Below are 21,499 nucleotides of genomic sequence, written 5' to 3'. Positions count from 1 at the left end.
GGCCGGCACTACCGTGATGGGATGCCGGCCAGCGGTGGGGGTTACTTGCGGGCGAATGCCAGCAGGTCGGCGTTGAACTGGTCGGCGTGGGTGACGGTCAGGCCGTGCGGGGCGCCGGCATAGACCTTCAGTTCGGCATCCTTGATGATCTGGGAGGACGGCTTGGCCGAGGCGTCGAACGGCACGATCTGGTCGTCATCGCCATGCACCACCAGCGCCGGCACGTCGATCTTCTTCAGGTCTTCGGTGTAGTCCACTTCCGAGAACTCGTGCACGCAGTCGTACTGGCCCTTGACGCCGCCCAGCATGCCCTGCACCCAGAACGAATCACGCATGCCCTGGGTGACGCTGTTGCCATCGCGGTTGGCGCCGAAGAACGGCGTGGTCAGGTCCTTGAAGAACTGCGAACGGTCACCGCCGGTGCCCTTGCGGATGCCGTCGAACACTTCCAGCGGGGTGCCGGCCGGGTTCGCGTCGGTCTTCAGCATCAGCGGCGGCACGGCGCCGACCAGCACCACCTTGGCCACGCGCGCGCTGCCGTGACGGCCGATGTAGTGCGCCACTTCGCCACCACCGGTGGAATGGCCGACCAGGATGGCGTCCTTCAGGTCGAGGGCTTCGATCACCGCCGCCAGATCGTCGGCGTAGGTGTCCATGTTGTTGTTGTCCCAGGTCTGGGTGGAGCGGCCGTGGCTGCGGCGGTCATGCGCGATTACCCGGTAGCCGTTCTGGCCCATGAACAGCATCTGCGGATCCCAGGCGTCGGACGACAGCGGCCAGCCATGGGCGAAGACGATCGGCTGGCCCGTGCCCCAATCCTTGTAGAAGATGCGGGCGCCGTCTTTGACGGTAACGAAGTTGCTCATTGCAGGTTCCTCTGGCGGTAGGGGGTAGGCACCGGCGGCAACGCTGCCGGCGTACCCGCAGTACAGCGCAGCCGCCCGCGTGCGGCTTGCACGCCTGTGCCCGATGCAGTGTCGGCGGTGATCGGCCGGGATGACGTACTTCGCTCTGGCGGTCTGCCGTCGATGCTGGCCACGATGCCTGCTCTGCCAGGGAGGGTGCTGCATGAAACGAAAGCTGTCGGGAGGAATCGCAGGGTGGCTGCTGGCGGGTGCGGCGCTGGCGCAGACGCATGTCTACAAATGCGTGGATGGACCGCACCCGGTCTACCAGCAGACGCCCTGCCAGGGCCGTGCCGAATGGCGCTGGGACGTGCCGGCCGAGGCGGCACGCGCACGCGGTAATGTCGAGGCGGCACCGGCCCGCGCGGCGCGGGCAGGTCGCGCGGCAGGCACGATCCCGCGCAGGCGTGGGGGTCGTGCGGCGGGCGCACTGATTCCCCTTGCGCGCGATCCCGCCGGCTGCGAGCAGGCGCGGCGCGCGAAGGCGCGGAGGATGACCCAGGCAGGTCGCCTGGACTACCTGCAGCGGCGGCAGCTGGATGACGCCCTGCACCTGGCCTGTCAGCCGCCCTGAAACAACAACGGCACCCGAAGGTGCCGTTGCGTGCGTGCGGTGCGGGGCTCAGTTGCCGTCGCTGGCCGCGGCCGGTGCGCCGGAGGCGTCCGCCCTGGGCAGGCTCAGTTCCGGGTTGCCCTGTTCGGCCTGCAGGATCTGGATGCGGCGCTGCAGTGCGTCCAGCTGGTTGTTGGTGCTCTGCACATCGGTGCTCAGGCTGACCGCCTGCTGCTGGGCCTGCTGCAGGGACGCGCTGACCTGGGCCGACTGCGCCTGCTGCTGTTCCATTTCCTGCTGCAGGGTGCGCAGGCGTTCTTCGTTGTACGACACCAGGCGTTCGGTGTAGCGCTTGCCGGCTTCCAGGCGCGTGGTGTCGATGTAGACCTGGGCCAGCTGCTCGGTCTGCTGCACGAAGGTGCGGTAGACGCGCTCGGCGTTGTCGACCGCATCGGTCTTGATGACGCGCCAGAAGTTCTTCTCCTGGAACAGCGCCACGTAATAGGTCAGGGTGCTGGCATTGAACAGCAGGCTGGCACCGTAGTTGCCGTTGTAGGTGGTGCGCAGCTCGGTGAGCTGGTTCGCGTCCATCAACTGCTTGAGTTCGTCAACCGTGTTGCGTACCACCGGCCCGCTGCGGACCGGTTCGGCCGCCGCTTCGCGGTCGCCGCGTGCTGCCAGTGCCGACGGTGCCACCAGGATCATGGCCATGGCCAGCAGTGCCGCGCCGCGCGGATACCGGGCGAAGACGGTGCCCCCTGAAGTTTCTCGCATGTCTAGACCATCCACGAACGAAGTGTGGTTGAAATGAATGTGGTTCCCCGCCGCGAGTCTAGCATGGGTGCAGCAGACGCCAACCGCATCGGGCAGGGACTAGTACACCAGCTGGGCGGCATTGCACTGGATCGATTGCATGCTGACGTCGGTACGGCCCAGTTCCAGGCCGAGCAGGTCGGCCAGCAGGTTGGTCAGCAGTGCGCCGACGCTGTTGAGTACGGGCTTGAGCGCGGCGAGGATCGGGGTCAGCACCGTGCACAGCAGGCCCGAGCAGCTGACCGTTGATCCCGGCCCGGTCACCCCGCCACCGGCACCAGGGTCATTGAAGCCACCCGGCTTGGTCTGGATGTACGAGGCAAGATTGTCACGGACGCAGTTGTTGTAGTTGAGCAGGTTGCTGATGAGGCTGTCACAGCGGTTGATCAGCAGGCCGCCCAGCAGCGCACCCAGTGCACCATCGAGCAGGCCCAGGCCTTGCCCGGTCACGGCGGTGCGGTAGCCGGTCCACACCGAGCCATCCTCCCAGCACGTGGTCAGGCCGAGCAGGCAGGGCTTGGGCACGCCGTTGGTGACGGTCCAGTTGCCCAGCGGCGCGAGGTTCTGTGCTGTATTGCCATCGCGCAGCAGCGGGATGACGTTGTCGACGTTGTAGCGCCCGCCCGTGGGATGGGCGGCGGCCAGGTAGCGGTCGGCAAGGGCGGTGGCGGCCTGCTTGGCGTTGCCCTGGGAACTGCTGAGCATGCCCGACAGCACGCGCAGCAGCTCGTTGACCAGGTTGGACACGGTATCGCCCAGCGCCAGCGGATTGATGCGGGTGGAACCGGTCTGGCCGGCGGCCAGGGTCAGGCTCTGGGTGTCGGTCAACGCCGGCAGGGTGATCTTGTTGTTGATCACCGGCTGGCCGAGCAATGTCAGCAGCTGCGCGTTCTGCAGCGTTGCATCGCACACGTTGTTCTTCGAGAAGATGTCGGCCGCGTTGACGGTACCGACGCAGGCGCGCAGCACGGAGGAGTCCACCTGCACGGTGGCGGTGGGTGGCGTGGCGCCGCACTGGATGGAGGCCAGCGTCCCCATCGCGTTGGTCACGTCCACGTGCAGCGGCAGGTGCAGGCGGGTGCCCAGGATCGACAGCAATGCGCCGACGGCCGGCACGCGGTTGCTGTCGACGTCCACCATCAGGCGGACCTGGGCGTTGTACGCGCGCGCGCCAACGCCGCCGATGGCGATCGAGGGCGGTTCGATCACCCCGGCCTTCACTTCGATGCCCAGCAGGTTGAGGCCGGGTATCTGCACGCCGTTGTTGTCGTTGGCGATGGCAATGCCGGTGTTGAGCAGGTCCAGCACGTTGATCTTCGATTCCAGTGCACTGCCGATGCTGCCATCCGGCGCGATGACCTCGGCAAACAGTCCGCCGCCCCCGGCTGCACTGCCCAGGGTGATGTTGGCCTGGTTGATGTCCAGGCCGGTGGACACCAGGCTGCCCAGCGCACGCAGCTGCGCGGCCACGGCGCTGTCACGGCCGACCACGACGGCGGTGGCATCGAGCAGCTGTGCCAGTGAAATCTTGTTGACCGACAGCAGGCGGTTGAAGTCGGCCACACTCAGGTTGGCTTCGACCGGCAGGCCAAGTGCCTGCAGCAGGCCCGACGGCGTCACGCTGACCTGGGCGAGACCATCGTAGGACAGCACCGTGGCGTTGCTCACATCCAGGCCGACCAGGCGCAGCGTGGCCATCAGCGGCGAATTGCCGTTGCCGCGCAGCAGCTGCGAGCCCACCCCGAACACCGCTGAGGGCGCGGTGCGCTTGGCCACGGCCTGCGCGCTGACCGTCGGCAGCTGCGCATTGGCGCCGAAGAACGGCAGCACGCTGCGCTGGGCCACCACTTTCACTGCATTGCGGGGGTTCTCTGCGCTGACGCTGCCGATGAAGTGGTCGGCGCTGGCGTGGCTGGCGTTCCAGTTGCCGCAGCGGACGTCCAGTTGGCCGCCGAACCCGTTTTCGCGCAGGGCGTTCTGGCGCGCGGCGGCATTGTCGGCGTTGCTTTCGGTGCACAGGTCCAGGCGCTGCGCCCCGGCCAGTGCGGCCAGATCGGCCACCTTCTGCGCGTCCCGTTTGGCCCAGAGCAGATAGCCCACTTCCACCAGGCCGAGCATGGTCACCAGCCCGGCCATCACCAGCATCATGGTGACCGACATGCCACCCCGTTGGTGGAAGGCGATGGTACGCGGCGGGCGGTTCATGGTCGTTTCCTCAGCGTCCGGATCCGGACGTGCCGGAGCCGGGCGTCACGTCGGTCTCGAAGAACTCCGGAATCTCGTGCTCGAAGCTCTTCAGGTAGCGCGCATAGCTGGCCGTGGCCTGGTCGCCGAGGATCGGCAGTCGGGCACCGGCCCGCGTACCGGACGCCTGGAGCTGGAACAGATGGCGCACGGTCGCGCCGTTGCCCGTCGGCACCAGGGGCGCAGCGCTGGCAGACGTGACCGATGCTGCCTGGGTGATGGTGGCCGTGCTTGCCGTGGACACAGCCGGAACAGTCAGATCGACGGTGGTGAGAGGCTCAGCCGCAGCGGGCGCCTGTACCGGTGCGGGTGCGGGTGCGGGTGCTGCGGGCAGGGGGCCGCCCATCATCTGCCCGGTCAGTGGCGGCTGCGGCGACTGCGCGGCGCTGGCGGAGGCCCACAGCAGGCAGGCAGCGCCCAGGGCCAGGCGGGGGTGGCGCAGCAAAGCAGAGGTCATCATGGCGTGTTCCCGTTGGGGTGGTCGGCACTGCCGAAGCGTTCAAGCATGGACGGCGCCAGGCGCGGGACGAGGCGATCATTGCGTTCCTCGCGGGGCGTTTCTGCGGCGATGCGTCCGGGGACGGCAACACGGGTGGGCATCGGTGCGCGTGCCGCCGCAACGGGTGTGGCGGCCGGCGCGCTGCGTGCGGCGTCACGCTGCTGCCAACGGGTGCGGATCTGCTGCGCCTGTTCGCTGATGCTGCGCTGTACCTCCGGGCTGAGCTGCGCCTGCGTGGCGAGACGCTCGGCCGTCGCCGCATCACCGCGCAGCACCGCCCACAGGGCCAGGTTGGCGGTGGCTTTGGCATTGCCGGGCTGCAGCTCAAGGGCCTTGGCCAGCGGTTCGCGTGCCTGCTCCAACTGGCCGGCGCGCAGGCGTGCATAGCCGAGATCACCGAGGTAATCGGTGTTCAACGGCTGCAGGCGGGTAGCGCGCGCCAGCGCAAGCTCGCTGGCGGCATCATCGTTGCGGCGTGCGGCGATGAGCCCCAGCCCATGGGCAGCCGCAGCGGCCTGTGCGCCGGAATCGAGGCTGCGATACAGGTCGGCAGCCGCATCGGCCTGGCCGGTCTCGCGCAGCGCGTCGGCCTGCAACAGCCGCAGCGCGGGCGCATCGCCGAAGCGCTGGCGGTAGGCATCCACATGCGCCAGCGATGCATACCAGGCGCCCTGCTGCTGCATGCGCGCGATCAGCTCCAGGTAGGTATTGCGGCTGTCCTGCGGTGCGGGTGTGGGTTCGGCCAGGCTCGGGCCCTGCCGGTAGGCCGGCGTGGTCGAGGCGCAGCCGGCCAGCACGGCCAGGGCACACAACAGATAGGCGGGGCGGAACGCGGCCATGGTGTTCATCCCATCTTGGTCAAGGTATTGGCCAGCGCCACCAGCGCCGGACCGGCGAGCACCAGCATCAACGCCGGCAACAAGGTCAGCATCATCACCACGGTCATCTTCACCGAGAGCTTTCCGACCTTTTCCTTCAGCGTATTGCGGCGCTGTTCGCGCAGGCGCACGCTGAACTGCCGCAGGGGCTCCTGCACGGCGCCGCCATGGGCATGCACCTGCAGGATCAGCTGCACGAGGCTGGACAGGTCATCATCGCCATACACCTCACTGAGGCGACGCAGCGACTGCGCGCGCGTGCGGCCCAGCGAATAGGCCGCGTTCGCCTCCTGGATCTCGCGGCCCAGCACCGGCAGCGCATCGCGCAGTTTGTCGCCCAGCGTCTGCAGGCTCTGGTCCATGCTGAAGCCCACGCCCTGCAACAGGCGCAGCAGGTCGATCAGCAGGGGCAGTTCGTTGGACACCGCCTTGCGCCGCCGTGCCACCCAGCTGGACAGGACGAACTTGGGCAGCAGCAGGCCAGCGGCGAGTGCGCCGATCACCACCATGAAGCGGGACAGCCCGGTGGAGTCGCTCATCGCCAGCGCGGCCACCAGCACCAGCACGGCCAGCAGCAGGCGCAGCGCGAGGTAGATGGCCGTGCCACGGCGCGTGTTCCAGCCGGCCAGATCCAGCAGCAGGCGATCTTCGCTGGCCAGCAGCGCGGCCTCTAGGCGGCCGCCGGCAAACGCCTGGCCGAACTGCTGCAGCCAACCGAACGAATCACGCGCCGGTGCGGGTTCGGCGGAAGCGGCCTCGCGCGGGCGCAGGGCGGTCTGCAGGGTGGCGGTGGTGCGCGCTTCGCGGCTGCCGCGCACCCAGCCTGCCAGGCCAAGCAGGGCCACACCGGCAGCAAGCACCAGCAGGGCCAGCATCCACCACGTGGCGGCGGTCATAGCGAGCGCGCCAGTCGATACAGCAGGAAGCCACCGACCAGTTCCAGGGCGAGCGCGATCAGCAGCACTTTGTGGCCCAGCGGATCGTGCAGCACGGGCTGGAAGAAATCGGGGCTGCTGATGGCCATCAGCACGGCGCTGATGGGGGGCAGCAGGCCCAGCACCCAGGCGGACATGCGGGTTTCGGAGGTGGTCGCTGCCAGTTCCTGCTGCGCCTGTTCCAGATCGCGCATGAAGTCGCCCATGCGCTGCAGGATCTGGTCGGAGCTGCCACCGATGCGCACGCTGACACCGATGACCACGGCCAGCACCTTCAGCACATCCATCTGGTAGGGCTGTGCGGCCATGCCCAGCGCCCGGTCCAGGTCCATGCCGCTGCGTGCATAGCGCACGGTGGTGTCGAGCATGTCGCGCAGGGGTGCGGTGGTCTGTACCGACGCGGTCTGGAACGCCATCTGCAGGCTGTTGCCGAGCGCGGTCAGGCGTACCAGGTTGTCGAGGAAGTCGGGCAGCTGGTGCAGCAGGCGCGCCCGCAGGCGGGTGGTGCGGCGGACGATCCACAGGCCGCAGGCGAGCAGGTACAGGCCCAGGGTGAGCGGGAACATCCACAGCGTGCCCATGCGCAGCACGGCGACGGCGGACAGCGCGATACCCGGCACGAGCAGCAGCAGCGGCAGCTTCCAGCCCGGCTGCAAGCCTGCGCGCTGCAGGAGTGCATCCCAGGGCAGGCTGCGTTTGGCGGAGGCCGGTGTGGCCCGGGCGGGATCGCTTGCCGGCAGGGGCGCACTGCCGCCCCGGCCAAGCTGCTGTTCGGCGTGCTGCAGCGAGGCCTGGCGCTGTTCGCGGCCGATCGCGGTGCCCCACAGCCACACGGCGGCAGCCAGCAGCACGGCGACGATGCTCAGCAGCAGGAGCGTGGCGATGCCCATCGTCAGTAGTCTCCGTACAGCGAATCACGCAGTTGCTGGCGGAAGGGTTCGAGCTTGCGCGAGTGCGGCTGGAAGCCCAGGCCGATCCAGCGGTTGATCTCATTCCCGTTCGCATCGACCTGCATTTCGTGGCGGAACATTTCCTGGGTGGTGATCAGGTTGTCGCTGACCCCGGTGATCTCGGTGATCGACACCAGCACGCGACGGCCATTGCCCAGTCGCGCGATCTGCACGATGAAGTCGATCGCGCTGGCAATCTGCCGGCGCAGGCTGTCCTCGCTGCCCTGGAAGCCGGCAAAGCCGGCCAGCATCTCGATGCGGTAGAGGCAGTCGCGCGGGGAGTTGGCGTGGATGGTGGCCATCGAACCGTCGTGGCCGGTGTTCATGGCCTGCAGCATTTCCAGCACCTCCGCGCCACGCACCTCACCCACCACGATGCGGTCCGGGCGCATGCGCAGGCTGTTGCGGACCAGGTCGCGGATGCCCACCGCACCATGGCCGTCGGCGCCACCGACGCGGCTTTCCAGGCGCACCACGTGCGGATGGTTCAGCGACAGCTCGGCGGTGTCTTCGACGGTGATGACCCGCTCGCTCTCCGGCACGTAGCTGGTGAGTGCGTTCAGCAGCGAGGTCTTGCCCGAGCTGGTGCCGCCGGACACGAGGATGTTGCAGCGGCCCAGCACCATCGCCTTGATGAGGGCCTGCATCGGCGCATCGAAGGTGCCCTTGGCCAGCAGCTCGTCCGGGGTGAAGGGATCCTTGCGGAACTTGCGGATGGACACCATCGGCCCATCCACGGCCAGCGGCGAGATGATGGCGTTGAGGCGGCCGCCGTTCGGCAGGCGCGCGTCCACCATTGGATTGGAATCATCCAGCCGCCGCCCGATCGGGGCGAGGATGCGGCGCAGGATGCGCAGCAGATGGGTATCGTCGGTGAAGCGCTGGGTGGCACGCCTCAGCATGCCGCCCTGCGAGACATGCACGTCCTTGAAGCCGTTGATGAGGATGTCTTCGATGGTGGGATCGTGCAGCAGGTCATCGAGGGGACCAAAACCGGTGAGTTCCTTCACCAGCCCCTGGGCGACGGCCTGCATCTCCTCCTCGTTGATCGGGATGCGCCATTCCTGGATGAAACTGACGGTCTGCACCTGCACCCAGCGTGCGATGGTGTCCGGTGCCCATGAATCAATGTCGATCCGTTCGTCTTCAATGCTGTTGAGCAGATGCTCGTGCGCGGCCGACAGCACCTTCTGGTACTGCTCGGTCTGCGCAAACGGAGGGCTGGCCGGTGCGGCTTCAGGCAGCACGGCGCGCGCCAGGGCATTGGGGAACAGGGTCACTTTGTCTTCCATGGTGTTCCACCCAGGGCAAGGGCAAGTCTTTCCCGCAGGCCGGGCGCCAGAGCCGGGGATGCGCCCGGATCCAGTCGCGCCACCAGCGGGGCGAGGGCGCGCAGATAGGGATCGCGCGGAGCATCCTGCAGCAGCAGGTGGCCGTGGCTGGCTGCGGCCCGCACGCGTGGGCGCTCGGGCAGGGTGGCCAGCAGGGGCAGTTCAAAGCGGCGGGCGATCTGTTCCGGGGTGAGCCCGCTGTGTTCGTCCTGGCGGTTCACCACCAGCTGCAGCCGGCTCTCGCGCTCGCGCTGCCCGCTGAGGTGCTTGAGGGCATGGTCCAGCGACACCAGGGTGGCGATGGCGGTGTCGGCCACCAGCCAGATCTCGTCGGCCTGTTCCAGCAGCAGCGGCGGCAACTGGCGCAACGGGCAGCCGCCGGCATCACACAGGATGCTGGTGAACACGCCGCGCAGCCGCTGCAGCAGGGCACCCGGGTCGGACGGCGGCACGGCGTCGCTGCCGCTGGCGCGATCCAGCAGCACCAAGCCGCTGCTGTGCCGGGCCATCGCCGTGCGCGCGAGTGTAGCGTCGATTCGGCTGGCGTTGCGCAGCGCGTCTTCGTAGTGGAAGCGGCTGTCCAGATTGAGGTAAAGCGCCAGATCGCCCGCCGGCTGCGCCAGCTCCATCAGCAGCCCATCCGTTCCTGCGGCATCGTCACCCGGCTGGCCGCGCTGCTGCTGCGCGAGTACGGCCAGGTGGGCGGCAAGCGTGCTGGTGCCTACACCGGCACGCACCCCCAGCAGCAGGACAAAGCGCGCCCGATGGGACTGCTGCGGCGCGGCGGCGCGGGGCGAGAGCGCGCGGCGGATCGAGGTCTCGATGCCGGCGTTGTCGCTGTCCAGATCCAGCACGTCGCGCAGGCCCGCGCGGAGGGCCTGCACGACGCCCTCCACCTGGGCCGGGCCGGTGGCCCCCACGGCCACCAGGGTCAGTTCGGGCTGGGTCTGCTGCAGCTGTGCGGCCAGCACCGTGGACGCGGCGGCGTGCTCGGGGCGGAAGTCGAGCAGCACCAGCCCATTGGCACCGCGTTGCAGATCCTGCGCGGAGGTGGGCTGGGTGCTGTCCTGCCAGTGCAGCACTGCCGACGCCGGCAGCCGTATCGCCAGCCGCGGCAGCAGTTCGCGATCAGCGCTGTACAGGACCAGGTTCATCGGTGGTCCCGAAGCATGCAGTGGCTGGGCGGTGGCGTAGGGCATGGGCGTGGGGTCCGCAGCATCGGATCAGCGCGAGAATCCGGGGACCGGATCCTGGCTGACAGGGCCCAGCAGCCACGCACCCCATTCGGGCAGGTGCGGGCGCGATTCGCGGTCGCCGGGCAGCGGCAGTTCCGTGTTGCGCGCCAGCGGTTGCACCAGGCGCGGCGTGACGATGATCACCAGTTCCTTGTCCTGGCGTTTGTAATCGAGATTGCGGAAGAACGATCCGATGATCGGCAGGTCGCCCAGCATCGGAATCTTGTTGACCGTGGACGCCACCGTTGAACTGACCAGTCCGCCGATGACGAAGCTTTCGCCGTCACCCAGCTCAACCGTGGTATCGGCGCGGCGGGTGCTGATCGAGGGAATCTGCACGCCGTTGAGGGCGATGGCGTTGGTGTAGTCCAGGTCGCTGGCTTCCGGTGCCACCTTCAGTGCGATGCGGTTGGGCGACAGCACGGTGGGGGTGACGGTCAGGCCGATGCCGAAGGGCTTGTAGGTGACGGTGGTGGTGCCCAGGCCCTGCGGTTCGAGGATCGGCAGTTCGCCGCCGGCCAGGAAGCTTGCGCTCTGGCCGGACAGGGCGACCAGGGTGGGCTCGGCCAGTACGCGGGCCATGCCATTGCTCTGCAGCAGGTCGACGTCGGCATTCCACAGGCCCTTGGTGGAGCCGAACACCAGCCGGAAGGCCGAGGAAATGGGCGATTCGGCCTCGTTGCTGCTGCCACCTTCCTGCATGCCGGGCAGCACGCCGGTGTTGCCCGGCAGTATGCCGCCGGGGCGGGCAAAGCCGTAGGCGAAGCCACCGTTGCGGTTCTGGAAGCTGATGCCGATCTGCTTCAGCGCGGTCTTGTTGAATTCGACCACCTTCACTTCCACCTGCACCACGCCGCCACTGGCGATGGTGGAGGCGTCGGCCAGCATGCCTTCCTTGCCCAGTGCCATGGCGGCGGTCTTCTGTTCCTGCATGTGGGTCAACATGCTGTCGCTGCTTCCCTGCAGCAGGCCCTGCTGATCCTGCTGGGTGAACACCAGACCATTGCGGCCGGCGTCGGCGGCGCCCTGCACGGCGCTCTGCACGCGGACCTGCAGGCGCTGCGGTTCGCTCTGCTTGCGGTGCCACAGCAGCAGGGTGGTCGTGCCGGGCGCCTTGCCCACCAGCAGCGCCTGGCGCTGGCCGCGCAGCATCACCACGTCGGCCACGCCCGGATCGGCGATGGCGACGCGTTCGAGGTCGGCCGGCAGGGTCCACGGACGTTGTTCGCGGGCCTGCAGCACCAGCTCATCGGCCGCCACGCCCGTGCCGGGTGCCAGCAGCACCAGCAGCAGGGCCAGCCAGCGCTGGCGGACGGTTGGGCGAAGCTGCGAGCGATGTACGGTCATGGAAGCTCTCGGGGCAGGTCAAAGGGAACCGCGGGGGGCTGCACTGTCGCCACGGATGATTTCGATGCCGGCCGGGCGCGCCGCTGCACGGCGCGGTGCCGCCGGGCGCGGATTGGCATCGGCAACCGGCCGCGCGCGTGCTGCCGCGCCTGCCAGTCCATCGCCGTCGATGCCGGCATAGGCGTTGTTTTCCGGACGCTGCAGCGCCTGCTGCTGTTCGCTGTCCAGCCCACGCACCGGATCCAGTACGCCGCGTGCCTGCGGGAACAGCGCAACGTCGGGCAGGCCGGCGTCGGCCGGGTTGCGCAGTGCCAGGAAGAGCTTGCCCTGCTGGGCGCCCAGCAGCAGGCGGTTGGCTTCGTCCACCGGCACCGCCAGCACGGCGCTGCGCGCGGGCTGGGTGGTGTCGCTGCGGCTTCCCGCGCGGGAACTGCCGGTGATGTCGGCTGCACGCGGGTCGTTGCCCTGCGCCGCGCTGCCGTCGTCGGTGCTAGCCGTGGCGGTATCCACGGCAATGTCCTGCTGCCCGTAGCTCAGCACCCGCAGTCGCGACAGCAGCAACCGGGTCTGCGCCAGTTCGGGCTGGCCGCTGGCGCTGTTGTTGACGCTGCGCAGGTTGAGGAACACGTCGACGAAATCGCCGGGCAGGATGCGGTTGCCCGCACCTACCAGCTCATCCACCGGCACCGCCAGCGCGCGTTCGCCAGGGCGGAGCTGCAGCGAGAAACCCTGGGCGAGCAGGCTGCGGCTGACGGTGGTGCCCTCGGCGATGTCCTGCACCGGCACCTTGCCCAGCACCGAGGCAAGGTCGGATGAGGCGCCGGGCTCGGCGCTCCTGCGCTGCGCCAGGCGTACCCCGTCGGCGCGGATGGGCTCGCCGGCCGGCAGGCGTGCAACGGCCTCGACCACGGTCACGGTGTGGGCATCGCTGGTGGACGCGGCCATCGGCGCTGCGGCCGGTGCGGCAGGCTTGCGGCCCACCATGAACGCGACGACGGCAAGCAGCACGGCCAGGGCGATGAGGCCAACGGCGGCGATGCGGGTCAACTTGAGCATGGAACCATCTCCTGAAACCGATCGTCAGTTGCTGCCGAGATCGAGCTGGGCGACCGCAACGCTGCGGATGGGGGCCTTCATCACCCAGCCGTACAGCGTGCCGGTACCGGGAAGGAAGGGGTGGCTGGAATAGTCGTAGCTGACCGTGACGGTCACGCACTGCGCGCTGGCCAGACCGCTGCAGGGTGCGGGGGGCGACACCACGATGGCGCCGCTGCCGCTGCCTGCGTTGCTGGCCGAGCTGCAGTCCGGGTCCTGGCCCGAGAAGTGCAGCAGCCACTGCATCGAGCGCTGCGCGGCCGAACAGGCGGCGACGCGCCGCTCGGCCGTGCTGCCAAAGCGTAGTGATGCGCGTGCGCCTTCGGCCGATGCGGTGGCCAGCGTCTGCTGTGCGGCCATGATCATCACGCCCGAGAAGGTGAGCATCAGCAGCGGAATGAATCCGAGCATCATCATGAGCGCGTACTCGACCGTGATCACGCCGCGCTGGCGATGCCGACTGATCATTCTCATGGCACGACTCCCTGGTTCGAGGCCAGGACCCAGCCGATGGCGGCGAAGGCCAGATAGGCGGCGTAGGGGATGCCCTTGCGTCCCTGGCGGGCGAGGCGCATGTCCTGGATGGCCGGGCGGGCCTGCCAGTGCGCGCTCAGGCGTGCGCAGTGCAGGTGCAGGCGCGGCGACACCCAGGGCACCACCCGCCGTGCGCTGATCACCAGTACCGAATGCAGGCCTGCCACCAGGCTTGCGGTGATCCATATCGGCAGCAGGGCATTCCAGCCCAGCAGCAGGCCCAGCACGGCAAAGAACTTGACGTCACCGGCGCCCATCCAGCCGAGCGCGTAGAAAGGCAGCAGCGATGCCAGCCCCAGCGCGGCGCCCAGCAGGTGCCCCCACCACGGCAGGTGCGGGCCGGAAAACTGGCCGGCGACAATCAACGGGAGGGCAAGCGCGCACGCTCCAGCCAGCCAGGCATTGGGAACACGGCGGGCATACAGATCGCTTATCGCGATGCGCAGGCTCAATCCCATCGCCAGCAGCCCCAGTAGCGTCATCCCACACCCTCAGCGTCCATCAATGGACAAACACGTGAATCAGAAACCGCCATCGAGGTTGCACGGAGGCAACCATCGACGGCATGGCGGCTTACTCCGCGGCCGTAGTGGCCTTTTCGGCGGTTTCGGTCAGCGCGGTGAACAGCGAGGTAAAGAACGTGGTGATCTGTTCCTTGCCGACCACGACCAGGATGCCGGCAATAACGGCCGCCAGCAGGCCATATTCCAGCGCGGTCACGCCATCTTCTTCATTAATGAACTTGCGGATGGATGCGTTCATGACGGTTGTCTCCCTATACCAGTCAGCGGTGCGTGTATTACCCGGGTTGAATGGGCGCCCGGCTCCGCCGGGTCCATCCATGGACCCCCGCCTTCCTGGCAGGGGGACATGGCGGGACAGTCCCGCCATGGTCAATGTGCGTGATCGGGAACCCGGGGGAGTGCGTGCGTGCGACCGCTGCGGCGCGGTTTCCTGCCGCGGCTCGCGTGTGTGCTGGTAGCGAGCGTCTGCATGTTTCCCCCTGGGCGTGGCCGTTGTTGCATGGCCGGATCACCATGGGTTTGACTCTTGCCCGAATGGTGCGGTGTCGCAAGTCCAATCAATATGCAAATTCGGCAGAAAGCCGTTTTACCGTGAAGAACATCGGCCGTTCATGTGAAGAAAAAACGTTACCCGACAAATCCGTTCATTTAGATCGAGAAAATAAAACAGAGCCAGCGCCGCATGCGAATTCCGTGCCATTCCGCGCTCTGTTCGTCGAGGCTGAACATTAATCGTTAACGCAGTGCGTCACTGTTTACGAGCGCCGCTTTAGCGGCAATACTCCGATGCAACAGGTAACTCCGCGTGGCGGCCAACCGTATTAAGGCGGGGTGGGCATGGCCACGTTGAATGGACTACGGCGCGCGCCCTGTCAGGCAGTGGGGGCGGCGGATACGGACTCATGGGGGACGACACTGTCATGGAAGGTGGGGTGGGCGATATCGAAGGCGGCCAGCTCGACGACGGCGAACTCCGGTCGATCGACCTGGCGACGCTGAGCGGTGTGCTTCGCGTCTGCGATGTGGAACTGCTGCTGCTGGATGGCAACGGCCCGAAGGCGGCCTTCTCTTCGCGCGTGCACGACGAAGCGCTGTTCTGCAGCATCACCTGCGGTTTCCACTGCCGCGGGCGCTTCATGCTGCCGCCGGACTGGGCGATGCTCGGGTTCGTGCAGGCCACCGATGAAGTACAGAGCTGGTGCCATGGCGTGCCGATGGTGGCGGGCATGTCGTTCACCGTGCTGCCCGAAGGCATCAGTGAGTTCACACTCAGTGCCGGCACGCAGATCACCGCCATGCTGCTGCCGGTCGCGCGGGTGCAGCGCAAGCTCACCGAACTGAGCCTGCGCAGCACGCCACCGGCAGGCCAGGCGCTGAGCCTGGTGCAGCTTCCGGCTGACAGCCAGGCGCTGGCCAACCACTACCTGCAGCTGCACACGCAGCTGGGCCAGGGCATGGCGTTGCAGCCGGAGGAAACCGACCGCCTGCTGCATGAGCATATCCAGGCGTTGCTGGCGGCGGGCCCTGCCGACCGCCCCGGCTTCACGCGGGCGCGGCGGACGCATTACCTGATCGCGCAGCGGGCAGAGAACTTCATGCGTCTCAACCTGCGACGCAATATCTATATGAATGAAATCTGTGACGCGGCGGGCGTCAGCGAGCGCGGCCTGCGCTACGCCTTCGAGGATCTGTTCGGCGTGTCACCCAACCGCTACCTGTCGATGCTGCGCTTGTGTGCGGCGTGCCGCAGCCTGTCGATGGCCGATTCCAGCCGTCGTTCGGTCAAGGCCATCGCGCTCAGCTGCGGGCTGTGGGATCTCTCCCGGTTCGCCGACAACTACCGCAAGGTGTTCGGTGAACTGCCGCGCGACACCTTGATGCGCTCGCCCGCGCAGATGGGCCAGCCGGCCTGAATCACCGCGCTGCCGATTCTGCATATCCGCCTGCCGAATCCGCCCGTGGCTTTGCCGGAATGCGCGATTGCCGTGCCGGAATGAAGTGCCCCGCCACCCTCTGAACCGCTGAAATACCAGTCACGTGCCAACCGGCATGCCCACTGGATTTCAAGTCGTTCGTCAACGGGGGAAGTGCTCATGAACCGCATTTACCGGCGTGTATGGAACCGCCAGCTCAATGCTCTTGTTGTGGCCTCGGAACTGGCCACCGGCGAGGGTGGGGCAACCACGCTCCACGATCCGCAACCGAAACTGCTGGTGCCAAGCGCACTGGCCCTGGCCCTGCTCAGCGTCCTCGCCAGTGGCGCGGCGTCCGCCAGTGAAACCAACCAGTCGCTGCGCGATCTGCAGGCGCTGGCGGCCAAGTACACCCAGACCATGCCGGTGAAGGTGGATGCCGAAGTGGCTTTGGCGGCAGCAGCACGCCAGGCACAGGCCAACCCGGCCATCAGCACCGACGCGCGCATCGGCCTGCAGCTGAGCACCACGGGTCTGCCGGTGGTGCGCGATGTGCTGCCGGCGACGGTCAAGGTTTCGCTCGGCGCGGGCACGTCGCCGCAGCAGGTTGCAGCGCCCGTGGTGGCCGCTGATGTGCGCGCCTCGGTGGGCCTGGGCAGCACCCCGGTCAATGCCGGCGCCACGCTGGGCGCGCAGCTGTCGGCACAGCCGCAGGCACCGCTGGCCGTGGCTGCCACGGCCAGCGCCACGGCACAGGTGGGCGTGGCCGGCACTCCGGTTGCCAACCTCGATGGCAAGGCGACGCTCGCCGCCAACGTCGCAGCGACGCCTGCCGCGCCGCTGTCCGGGCTCAAGGCCGCTGTCGACAGCCAGGTCGATGCGAAGCTGGCGCTGGCCGGGCATGCCATCGAAGGGCAGGGCCAGGTTGGTGCGACGGCAGCGGTCGCGCTGCCGGCCAAGGAAGAACAGCCGGGCGACACCGATGATCGTGCACTGACCGCCGGGCTGGATGGCACGGTGGCAGGCAAGGTGCGTGTGCTCGGCCCGGATGGCGAGGAGATCGTCGCCGACCGCAACCTGAAACTGGCAGGGACCACGGCGGTCGGCGCGCAGACCAGCTCGCTGGGCCTGGGCGGTCTGCTCACCGGTGTCGGCTCGGCACTGGAAGGCGTGGGCGGCGCGGTCGGCAGCCTGGTCAACGGTGACCTCAATGGTACGGTCGGCAACCTCGGCGGTGCGGTGGGTGGCCTGCTGGGCAACACGCTGGGCGGCCTCGGCCTGACCCAGCCGTCGTCGATTCCGGTGGACAGCCCGAAGGCACCCGCTGCGGCCGATCCCAACGCCGGCCTGATCGTGGGCACGGGCGGCCTGGTGGGCGGCGTAGGGGCGCTGATCGGCCCGACCACCAGCAGCCTGTTCGGCGGCACCGGCTACCTGTCCAACGGCAACCTCAAGGTCAGCACGGCCAACGTCATGCAGACCTATTCGACGGTGAACGTGCTGGGCATTCCGCTGGTCAACGCAACTCCGGTCGGCACCACGCTCAACGGCCTGGGCGGTGCGGTGACCGGTGGCAGTTCGCACCTGACCCTCATCGGCGGGGTCACCTCGGACAGCTACATCTACAACATCAACAACGGCAATCCGGGCGGCCTGCTCGGCCTGCTGCTGCCAAGCCAGTCGCCGGACTGGGCGGCGAAGTGCCTGGACATCGGTCTGGCCGACATCTCCTGCTGGGCGGTGAACGCTGCGCAGGACTACCAGGTGCTGATGGGCGATGGTGCCTTCGCCAACGGTTCCAAGGAAGTGGTGATCGGCGCCAACGCACGCCATGAACTGCCCAGGGTCGATGCCAACGAGGCCTTCCCGGGTGCCGGCCTGAACGACCCGACCAACCCCACCGGCGTGCCCACTGCCGATTACGCCGCGCGCCTGGGCCATTCGGTGATCGTGGGCGACAGCGCGGTCGGCACGGCCAACGGGCAGACCCTGCTCGGCGCCGAGGCGACCTCCAACAAGGCCAATTCGGTGGCGCTGGGCTACCGCTCGGCTGCCCTGCGCGGTGCGCAGGCAGGCTACACCGCGTTCGGCCTGACCACGCCGCAGGTCTCGGCCGGTGAAGTCTCAGTGGGTACCGCCGGCGGTGGCGAACGGCAGATCACCAACCTGGCAGCCGGCAGCGCCGGCACCGATGCGGTGAACGTGGCCCAGCTGCAGGGCGCGATCAGCCAGATCGACGCGCTGGGCGATGTGGCCGTCACCTATGACCTGGACGCCCTTGGAGATCCGGATTACCGCCGCGTCACCCTCGGCAACGGTACCGGTACCACCACCCTGGCCAACCTGGCGGCCGGCGCCGTCAGCGCCACCAGCAGCGAAGCCGTCAACGGCAGCCAGCTGTTCACCAGCAATGATGCGATCGCCCGCTTCTTCGGCGGCCGCACGGCCTTCGACGCGGCCACCGGTACCTTCACCGCACCGCTGTTCGAGATCAGCACCATTTCCGATGGCGGCGCCATCGCGCAGGGTGTCTACGAGAACGCCACCGACGCCTTCGATGCGGTCGATGGATCGCTGGTCAACCTCAATACGCAGATCAACGACATCCGCAACGGCGGCACCAAGTACCTGCGGGTGAACTCCACCGGTGTCGAGGCCGTGGCCATCGGCATCGATTCCATCGCCGTGGGCAGCAACGCGCAGGCTACCGCCAGCAACAGCATCGCGGTGGGTGCCGGCAGCCTGGCCGACCGGGACAGCACGGTGTCGGTGGGCGCCGCAGGTGCGGAGCGGCAGATCACCCATGTGGCCGCGGCCACCGAGGCCACCGATGCGGTGAACCTGGGCCAGCTGCAGGCATCGGAAGCGGGCGCGCTGCGTTACGACCTCAACGCCGATGGCAGCATCGATTACGCCAGTGCAACCCTGGGCCAGGGCGGCACCGCCACCACGCTGCGCAATCTGGGCGCAGGTGAGGTCAGTGCGCTCAGCAGCGAAGCCATCAACGGTGCCCAACTGTTCGCCGCCAACCAGACCGTGGCCACCCATCTGGGCGGTGGCGCGGCGGTGGATGGCAACGGCGTGGTCACCGCGCCTACCTACAACATCAACAACGTGGCCGCCAACGGCACCGTCAGCCAAGGCACCTACAACGACGTCGGCAGTGCCTTCGATGCGGTGAGCAACTCGCTGGCCAACGTGGCCGACCAGACCGATGAACTGGACCAGCGCGCGGTGAAGTATGACGTCGATGGCAGCGGCACCGTGCTGGATTCGGTCACGCTCAGCGGCAGTGGCGGCGCGGCGGTGAAGCTGACCAACGTGGCCGCCGGCAGCATCCTGGCCGGCAGCAGCGACGCCATCACCGGCGACCAGCTGTTTGCTACCCATACCACCCTGGCCAGCTACTTCGGCGGCAGCACGACCTACGACGGCAGCACCTCGCTGTGGACCGCGCCGTCCTTCAGCATCTCCAGCATCGCCACCGATGGCAGCCTCACGCTCAACGATTACAGCAACGTCACCGCGGCATTCTCGGCCGTCGATGGCTCGCTGCGCATGCTCAACCAGCGCATCCTCAATGGCAGCAGCAGCCCCTACCTGGCGGTCAATTCCGCAGCCGGAGCGGCCACCGCCACCGGCACCGAGGCGGTGGCCGTGGGGCCGCAGGCCAGCGCGTCCGGCGCGTCCAGCGTCGCGGTGGGCAACGGTGCCAGCGCCAGCGCCGACAACAGCGTGGCGCTGGGCAGCGGTTCGGTGGCCAGCGTGGGCGCACAGACCGGCTACACCGCGGCTTACGGCGAGGCCGGGGCCAGCAGTTCGGCCGGTGAGGTGTCCGTGGGCAGCAGCGGCGCCGAGCGCAAGATCACCAACGTGGCCGATGGTTCCGATGACCACGACGCCACCAACGTGGGCCAGTTGAACAACGGCGTGAACTACGCCATCGACCAGTCCAAGGCCTACACCGACCAGAAGATCCAGAACATCACCAACGTGGCCGGCAGCTTCCGCGCCAACAACAGCAACAACCTGGCCGATCCGGCCGCGACCGGTGCCAACTCCGCTGCCGGCGGCGCCGGTTCCACCGCCTCGGGTGCCAACTCGACCGCACTGGGCAATGGCGCGCAGGCGCAGGCCGACAACTCGGTGGCCCTGGGCGCCGGCTCGGTCGCCAACCGGGCCAACACGGTGTCGGTGGGCGCAGCCGGTGCCGAACGCCAGGTGGTGAACGTGGCCGATGGCACCCAGGCCACCGACGCGGTGAACGTGCGCCAGCTGCAGGCCTCGCAGCAGGGCACGCTGCGTTACGACACCACCACCAATGGGGATACCAACTACAACAGCGTCACCCTCGGCACCACCAGCAGCGGGCCGACCACGGTGCGCAACGTCGCAGCGGGCACCGCCGGTACCGATGCGGTCAACGTCGACCAGCTGCGTGCCGGCATGGCGCAGACCCTGGACTGGTCCAAGGCCTACACCGACGAACGCATGGGCGGCTTCGAGCGCGAACTGCGCAAGACCGACAACCGCGCGTCGGCCGGTATCGCTTCGGCCATGGCCACTGCGGCGCTGCCGCAGCCCAGCGAGGCCGGGCGCAGCATGGCCTCGTTCGCTGCGGGCAGCTACAACGGCGAGTCGGGCATGGCGCTGGGTATTTCCGGTGTCTCCGAAGGCGGTCGCTGGATCTACAAGTTCAGCGGCTCCACCAACACCCGTGGCGAAGCCGGCGTTGCCGTCGGCGCAGGCATCCAGTGGTAAGTGTCCGGGCCGGGCTGCAGCACAGCCCGGCCCAGCCCACCGCACCGACAGGGGGAATCCCAATGACGTTCCATCATCCATCGCGCCCCGGCTCGTTCGCCGCGTCGCTCATCCTGGTCCTGGCGGCCGGCCTGCTCGCCGGTTGCCGCAGCACCGCCCCTGCAGCCGATGCAGCGGCCGCCGATACGCTGGTCAGCTTCCCGGAGGCCAGCAAGGCATCGCTGAAGGAAGGCATCTACCCCGACGTGGCCGACCTGCGTCGCTTCGCCCCGGGCATGAGCAAGCGCCAGCTGTATTCGCTGCTGGGCACGCCGCATTTCAACGAAGGCATGTGGGGCGTGCGCAAGTGGAATTACCTGTTCAACTTCCGCACCGCACAGGGCGCGGAATACTTCACCTGCCAGTTCCAGGTGGAATTCGACGGCAAGGGCATCGCCCAGGCCGGCCACTGGAAGCCGCAGGCCTGCGCGGCCGTGCTTGATCCACCGCCGCCACCACCGGTTGCCGCAGCACCCGCGCCGCTGCCCGCGCAGCCGCTGCGCTTGTCCGCCGATGCGTTGTTCGGCTTCGACAGCGACGTACTCAGCCAGGAAGGCCACGCAGCAGTGCAGGGCGTGCTTGCCCAGGTGCGTGAAGCCAGCCAGGTGCAGTCGATCCAGGTGGTCGGCTACACCGATCGAATCGGCGGCGCCGACTACAACCAGCGGCTGTCGCAGCGGCGTGCCGAGTCGGTGCGGGTGGCGCTGGTGCAGGGCGGGGTACCTGCACAGACCATCAGCGCGGAAGGACGCGGCGCCGCCGACCCGCTGGTGGAGTGCACGCAGCGCAGCCAGCGCGAACTCATCGCCTGCCTGGCCCCGAACCGCCGCGTGCAGATTGCCGGCACCGCCCGGCGCGACTGATCGCCGCTGCCGGTAGCGCCGGCAGCCGTGCGCTCTCCTTGGTGTTTCCCCCCTGATCCGCCGGTCGGCGTGGGTGCGTC

At 68.2% G+C, this 21,499-nt stretch carries 19 protein-coding genes; 5 read left to right on the top strand and 14 right to left on the bottom strand.

Annotation, left to right across the window (positions count from 1 at the left end; all coding sequences use genetic code 11):
* Window positions 1-41: 41 nt before the first annotated feature.
* On the bottom strand, window positions 42-866 hold the full coding sequence (locus C1924_RS11180; protein WP_108765365.1) for an alpha/beta hydrolase: 825 nt from the start codon (window positions 864-866) through the stop codon (window positions 42-44).
* 202 nt (window positions 867-1,068) lie between these two features.
* On the opposite strand from C1924_RS11180, the gene C1924_RS11175 reads away from it, so the two are divergent.
* Window positions 1,069-1,479, top strand: coding sequence for a hypothetical protein (locus C1924_RS11175; protein WP_108765364.1), 411 nt, complete (start codon window positions 1,069-1,071; stop codon window positions 1,477-1,479).
* Between the two features lie 48 nt (window positions 1,480-1,527).
* Here C1924_RS11175 and C1924_RS11170 read toward each other — a convergent pair whose 3' ends face one another.
* The 13 genes from C1924_RS11170 to C1924_RS11110 all read right to left on the bottom strand — a co-directional run bounded on the left by C1924_RS11170 (window position 1,528) and on the right by C1924_RS11110 (window position 14,081).
* A complete protein-coding gene (locus C1924_RS11170) occupies window positions 1,528-2,232 on the bottom strand; it encodes a DUF2968 domain-containing protein (RefSeq protein WP_108765363.1) in 705 nt (234 codons plus the stop codon).
* A gap of 99 nt (window positions 2,233-2,331) precedes the next feature.
* The gene (locus tag C1924_RS11165) at window positions 2,332-4,476 is read right to left on the bottom strand and encodes a TadG family pilus assembly protein (protein ID WP_108765362.1); all 2,145 of its coding nucleotides are present in this window, start codon (window positions 4,474-4,476) and stop codon (window positions 2,332-2,334) included.
* A 10-nt stretch (window positions 4,477-4,486) separates the two neighbouring features.
* Complete coding sequence (locus tag C1924_RS11160) at window positions 4,487-4,975, bottom strand: DUF3613 domain-containing protein (RefSeq protein ID WP_343125666.1); 489 nt, start codon at window positions 4,973-4,975, stop codon at window positions 4,487-4,489.
* Entirely contained in the window at window positions 4,972-5,853 is an 882-nt protein-coding gene (locus C1924_RS11155) for a Flp pilus assembly protein TadD (protein WP_108767037.1), read from the bottom strand. Before C1924_RS11155 ends, C1924_RS11160 begins: the two co-directional genes overlap by 4 nt.
* A gap of 5 nt (window positions 5,854-5,858) precedes the next feature.
* Window positions 5,859-6,788, bottom strand: a complete 930-nt coding sequence (locus C1924_RS11150; RefSeq protein WP_108765361.1) for a type II secretion system F family protein — start codon at window positions 6,786-6,788, stop codon at window positions 5,859-5,861.
* Window positions 6,785-7,717, bottom strand: coding sequence for a type II secretion system F family protein (locus tag C1924_RS11145; protein WP_108765360.1), 933 nt, complete (start codon window positions 7,715-7,717; stop codon window positions 6,785-6,787). Before C1924_RS11145 ends, C1924_RS11150 begins: the two co-directional genes overlap by 4 nt.
* 2 nt (window positions 7,718-7,719) lie before the next feature.
* Window positions 7,720-9,069 carry a CpaF family protein gene (locus C1924_RS11140; RefSeq protein ID WP_108765359.1) on the bottom strand — a complete coding sequence of 450 codons (1,350 nt, stop codon included), beginning with the start codon at window positions 9,067-9,069 and terminating at the stop codon, window positions 7,720-7,722.
* Window positions 9,054-10,307, bottom strand: a complete 1,254-nt coding sequence (locus C1924_RS11135) for a fimbrial protein (protein ID WP_108765358.1) — start codon at window positions 10,305-10,307, stop codon at window positions 9,054-9,056. Before C1924_RS11135 ends, C1924_RS11140 begins: the two co-directional genes overlap by 16 nt.
* A 24-nt stretch (window positions 10,308-10,331) precedes the next feature.
* Window positions 10,332-11,690, bottom strand: coding sequence for a type II and III secretion system protein family protein (locus tag C1924_RS11130; protein WP_108765357.1), 1,359 nt, complete (start codon window positions 11,688-11,690; stop codon window positions 10,332-10,334).
* An 18-nt stretch (window positions 11,691-11,708) separates the two neighbouring features.
* Window positions 11,709-12,746 (bottom strand): Flp pilus assembly protein CpaB, encoded by a 1,038-nt coding sequence (gene cpaB / locus C1924_RS11125; protein ID WP_108765356.1) that lies wholly within the window; start codon window positions 12,744-12,746, stop codon window positions 11,709-11,711.
* 24 nt (window positions 12,747-12,770) lie between these two features.
* Window positions 12,771-13,259, bottom strand: a complete 489-nt coding sequence (locus C1924_RS11120; protein WP_108765355.1) for a TadE/TadG family type IV pilus assembly protein — start codon at window positions 13,257-13,259, stop codon at window positions 12,771-12,773.
* Complete coding sequence (locus C1924_RS11115) at window positions 13,256-13,801, bottom strand: prepilin peptidase (RefSeq protein ID WP_108765354.1); 546 nt, start codon at window positions 13,799-13,801, stop codon at window positions 13,256-13,258. The genes C1924_RS11120 and C1924_RS11115 overlap by 4 nt, the downstream gene beginning before the upstream one ends.
* A 91-nt stretch (window positions 13,802-13,892) precedes the next feature.
* Window positions 13,893-14,081: a Flp family type IVb pilin gene (locus C1924_RS11110; RefSeq protein WP_108765353.1), complete on the bottom strand. Its 189-nt coding sequence runs from the start codon at window positions 14,079-14,081 to the stop codon at window positions 13,893-13,895.
* Window positions 14,082-14,245: 164 nt separating this feature from the next.
* On the opposite strand from C1924_RS11110, the gene C1924_RS20315 reads away from it, so the two are divergent.
* The 4 genes from C1924_RS20315 (at window position 14,246) to C1924_RS11095 (ending at window position 21,419) form a co-directional block, all read left to right on the top strand.
* Window positions 14,246-14,575 (top strand): hypothetical protein, encoded by a 330-nt coding sequence (locus C1924_RS20315; RefSeq protein WP_159094784.1) that lies wholly within the window; start codon window positions 14,246-14,248, stop codon window positions 14,573-14,575.
* A gap of 170 nt (window positions 14,576-14,745) precedes the next feature.
* Window positions 14,746-15,756 carry an AraC family transcriptional regulator gene (locus C1924_RS11105; RefSeq protein WP_108765352.1) on the top strand — a complete coding sequence of 337 codons (1,011 nt, stop codon included), beginning with the start codon at window positions 14,746-14,748 and terminating at the stop codon, window positions 15,754-15,756.
* Window positions 15,757-15,936: 180 nt separating this feature from the next.
* Complete coding sequence (locus C1924_RS11100; protein ID WP_108765351.1) at window positions 15,937-20,517, top strand: YadA-like family protein; 4,581 nt, start codon at window positions 15,937-15,939, stop codon at window positions 20,515-20,517.
* A gap of 62 nt (window positions 20,518-20,579) precedes the next feature.
* Window positions 20,580-21,419, top strand: a complete 840-nt coding sequence (locus tag C1924_RS11095; RefSeq protein WP_108765350.1) for an OmpA family protein — start codon at window positions 20,580-20,582, stop codon at window positions 21,417-21,419.
* The last annotated feature ends 80 nt before the right edge of the window (window positions 21,420-21,499 follow it).

Source organism: Stenotrophomonas sp. ESTM1D_MKCIP4_1, from assembly GCF_003086895.1.
Lineage (GTDB): Bacteria > Pseudomonadota > Gammaproteobacteria > Xanthomonadales > Xanthomonadaceae > Stenotrophomonas.
The sequence above is the reverse complement of the archived record's forward strand: the minus strand, read 5'-3'. Positions and strand labels throughout refer to the sequence as shown.

Excerpts from the sequence above, each read along its gene's own strand:
- C1924_RS11180 (WP_108765365.1), bottom strand. The coding sequence starts at position 866 with ATGAGCAACTTCGTTACCGTCAAAGACGGCGCCCGCATCTTCTACAAG.
- C1924_RS11175 (WP_108765364.1), top strand. The coding sequence starts at position 1,069 with ATGAAACGAAAGCTGTCGGGAGGAATCGCAGGGTGGCTGCTGGCGGGT.
- C1924_RS11170 (WP_108765363.1), bottom strand. The coding sequence starts at position 2,232 with ATGCGAGAAACTTCAGGGGGCACCGTCTTCGCCCGGTATCCGCGCGGC.
- C1924_RS11165 (WP_108765362.1), bottom strand. The coding sequence starts at position 4,476 with ATGAACCGCCCGCCGCGTACCATCGCCTTCCACCAACGGGGTGGCATG.
- C1924_RS11160 (WP_343125666.1), bottom strand. The coding sequence starts at position 4,975 with ATGATGACCTCTGCTTTGCTGCGCCACCCCCGCCTGGCCCTGGGCGCT.
- C1924_RS11155 (WP_108767037.1), bottom strand. The coding sequence starts at position 5,853 with ATGGCCGCGTTCCGCCCCGCCTATCTGTTGTGTGCCCTGGCCGTGCTG.
- C1924_RS11150 (WP_108765361.1), bottom strand. The coding sequence starts at position 6,788 with ATGACCGCCGCCACGTGGTGGATGCTGGCCCTGCTGGTGCTTGCTGCC.
- C1924_RS11145 (WP_108765360.1), bottom strand. The coding sequence starts at position 7,717 with ATGGGCATCGCCACGCTCCTGCTGCTGAGCATCGTCGCCGTGCTGCTG.
- C1924_RS11140 (WP_108765359.1), bottom strand. The coding sequence starts at position 9,069 with ATGGAAGACAAAGTGACCCTGTTCCCCAATGCCCTGGCGCGCGCCGTG.
- C1924_RS11135 (WP_108765358.1), bottom strand. The coding sequence starts at position 10,307 with ATGCCCTACGCCACCGCCCAGCCACTGCATGCTTCGGGACCACCGATG.
- C1924_RS11130 (WP_108765357.1), bottom strand. The coding sequence starts at position 11,690 with ATGACCGTACATCGCTCGCAGCTTCGCCCAACCGTCCGCCAGCGCTGG.
- cpaB (WP_108765356.1), bottom strand. The coding sequence starts at position 12,746 with ATGCTCAAGTTGACCCGCATCGCCGCCGTTGGCCTCATCGCCCTGGCC.
- C1924_RS11120 (WP_108765355.1), bottom strand. The coding sequence starts at position 13,259 with ATGAGAATGATCAGTCGGCATCGCCAGCGCGGCGTGATCACGGTCGAG.
- C1924_RS11115 (WP_108765354.1), bottom strand. The coding sequence starts at position 13,801 with ATGACGCTACTGGGGCTGCTGGCGATGGGATTGAGCCTGCGCATCGCG.
- C1924_RS11110 (WP_108765353.1), bottom strand. The coding sequence starts at position 14,081 with ATGAACGCATCCATCCGCAAGTTCATTAATGAAGAAGATGGCGTGACC.
- C1924_RS11105 (WP_108765352.1), top strand. The coding sequence starts at position 14,746 with ATGGGGGACGACACTGTCATGGAAGGTGGGGTGGGCGATATCGAAGGC.
- C1924_RS11100 (WP_108765351.1), top strand. The coding sequence starts at position 15,937 with ATGAACCGCATTTACCGGCGTGTATGGAACCGCCAGCTCAATGCTCTT.
- C1924_RS11095 (WP_108765350.1), top strand. The coding sequence starts at position 20,580 with ATGACGTTCCATCATCCATCGCGCCCCGGCTCGTTCGCCGCGTCGCTC.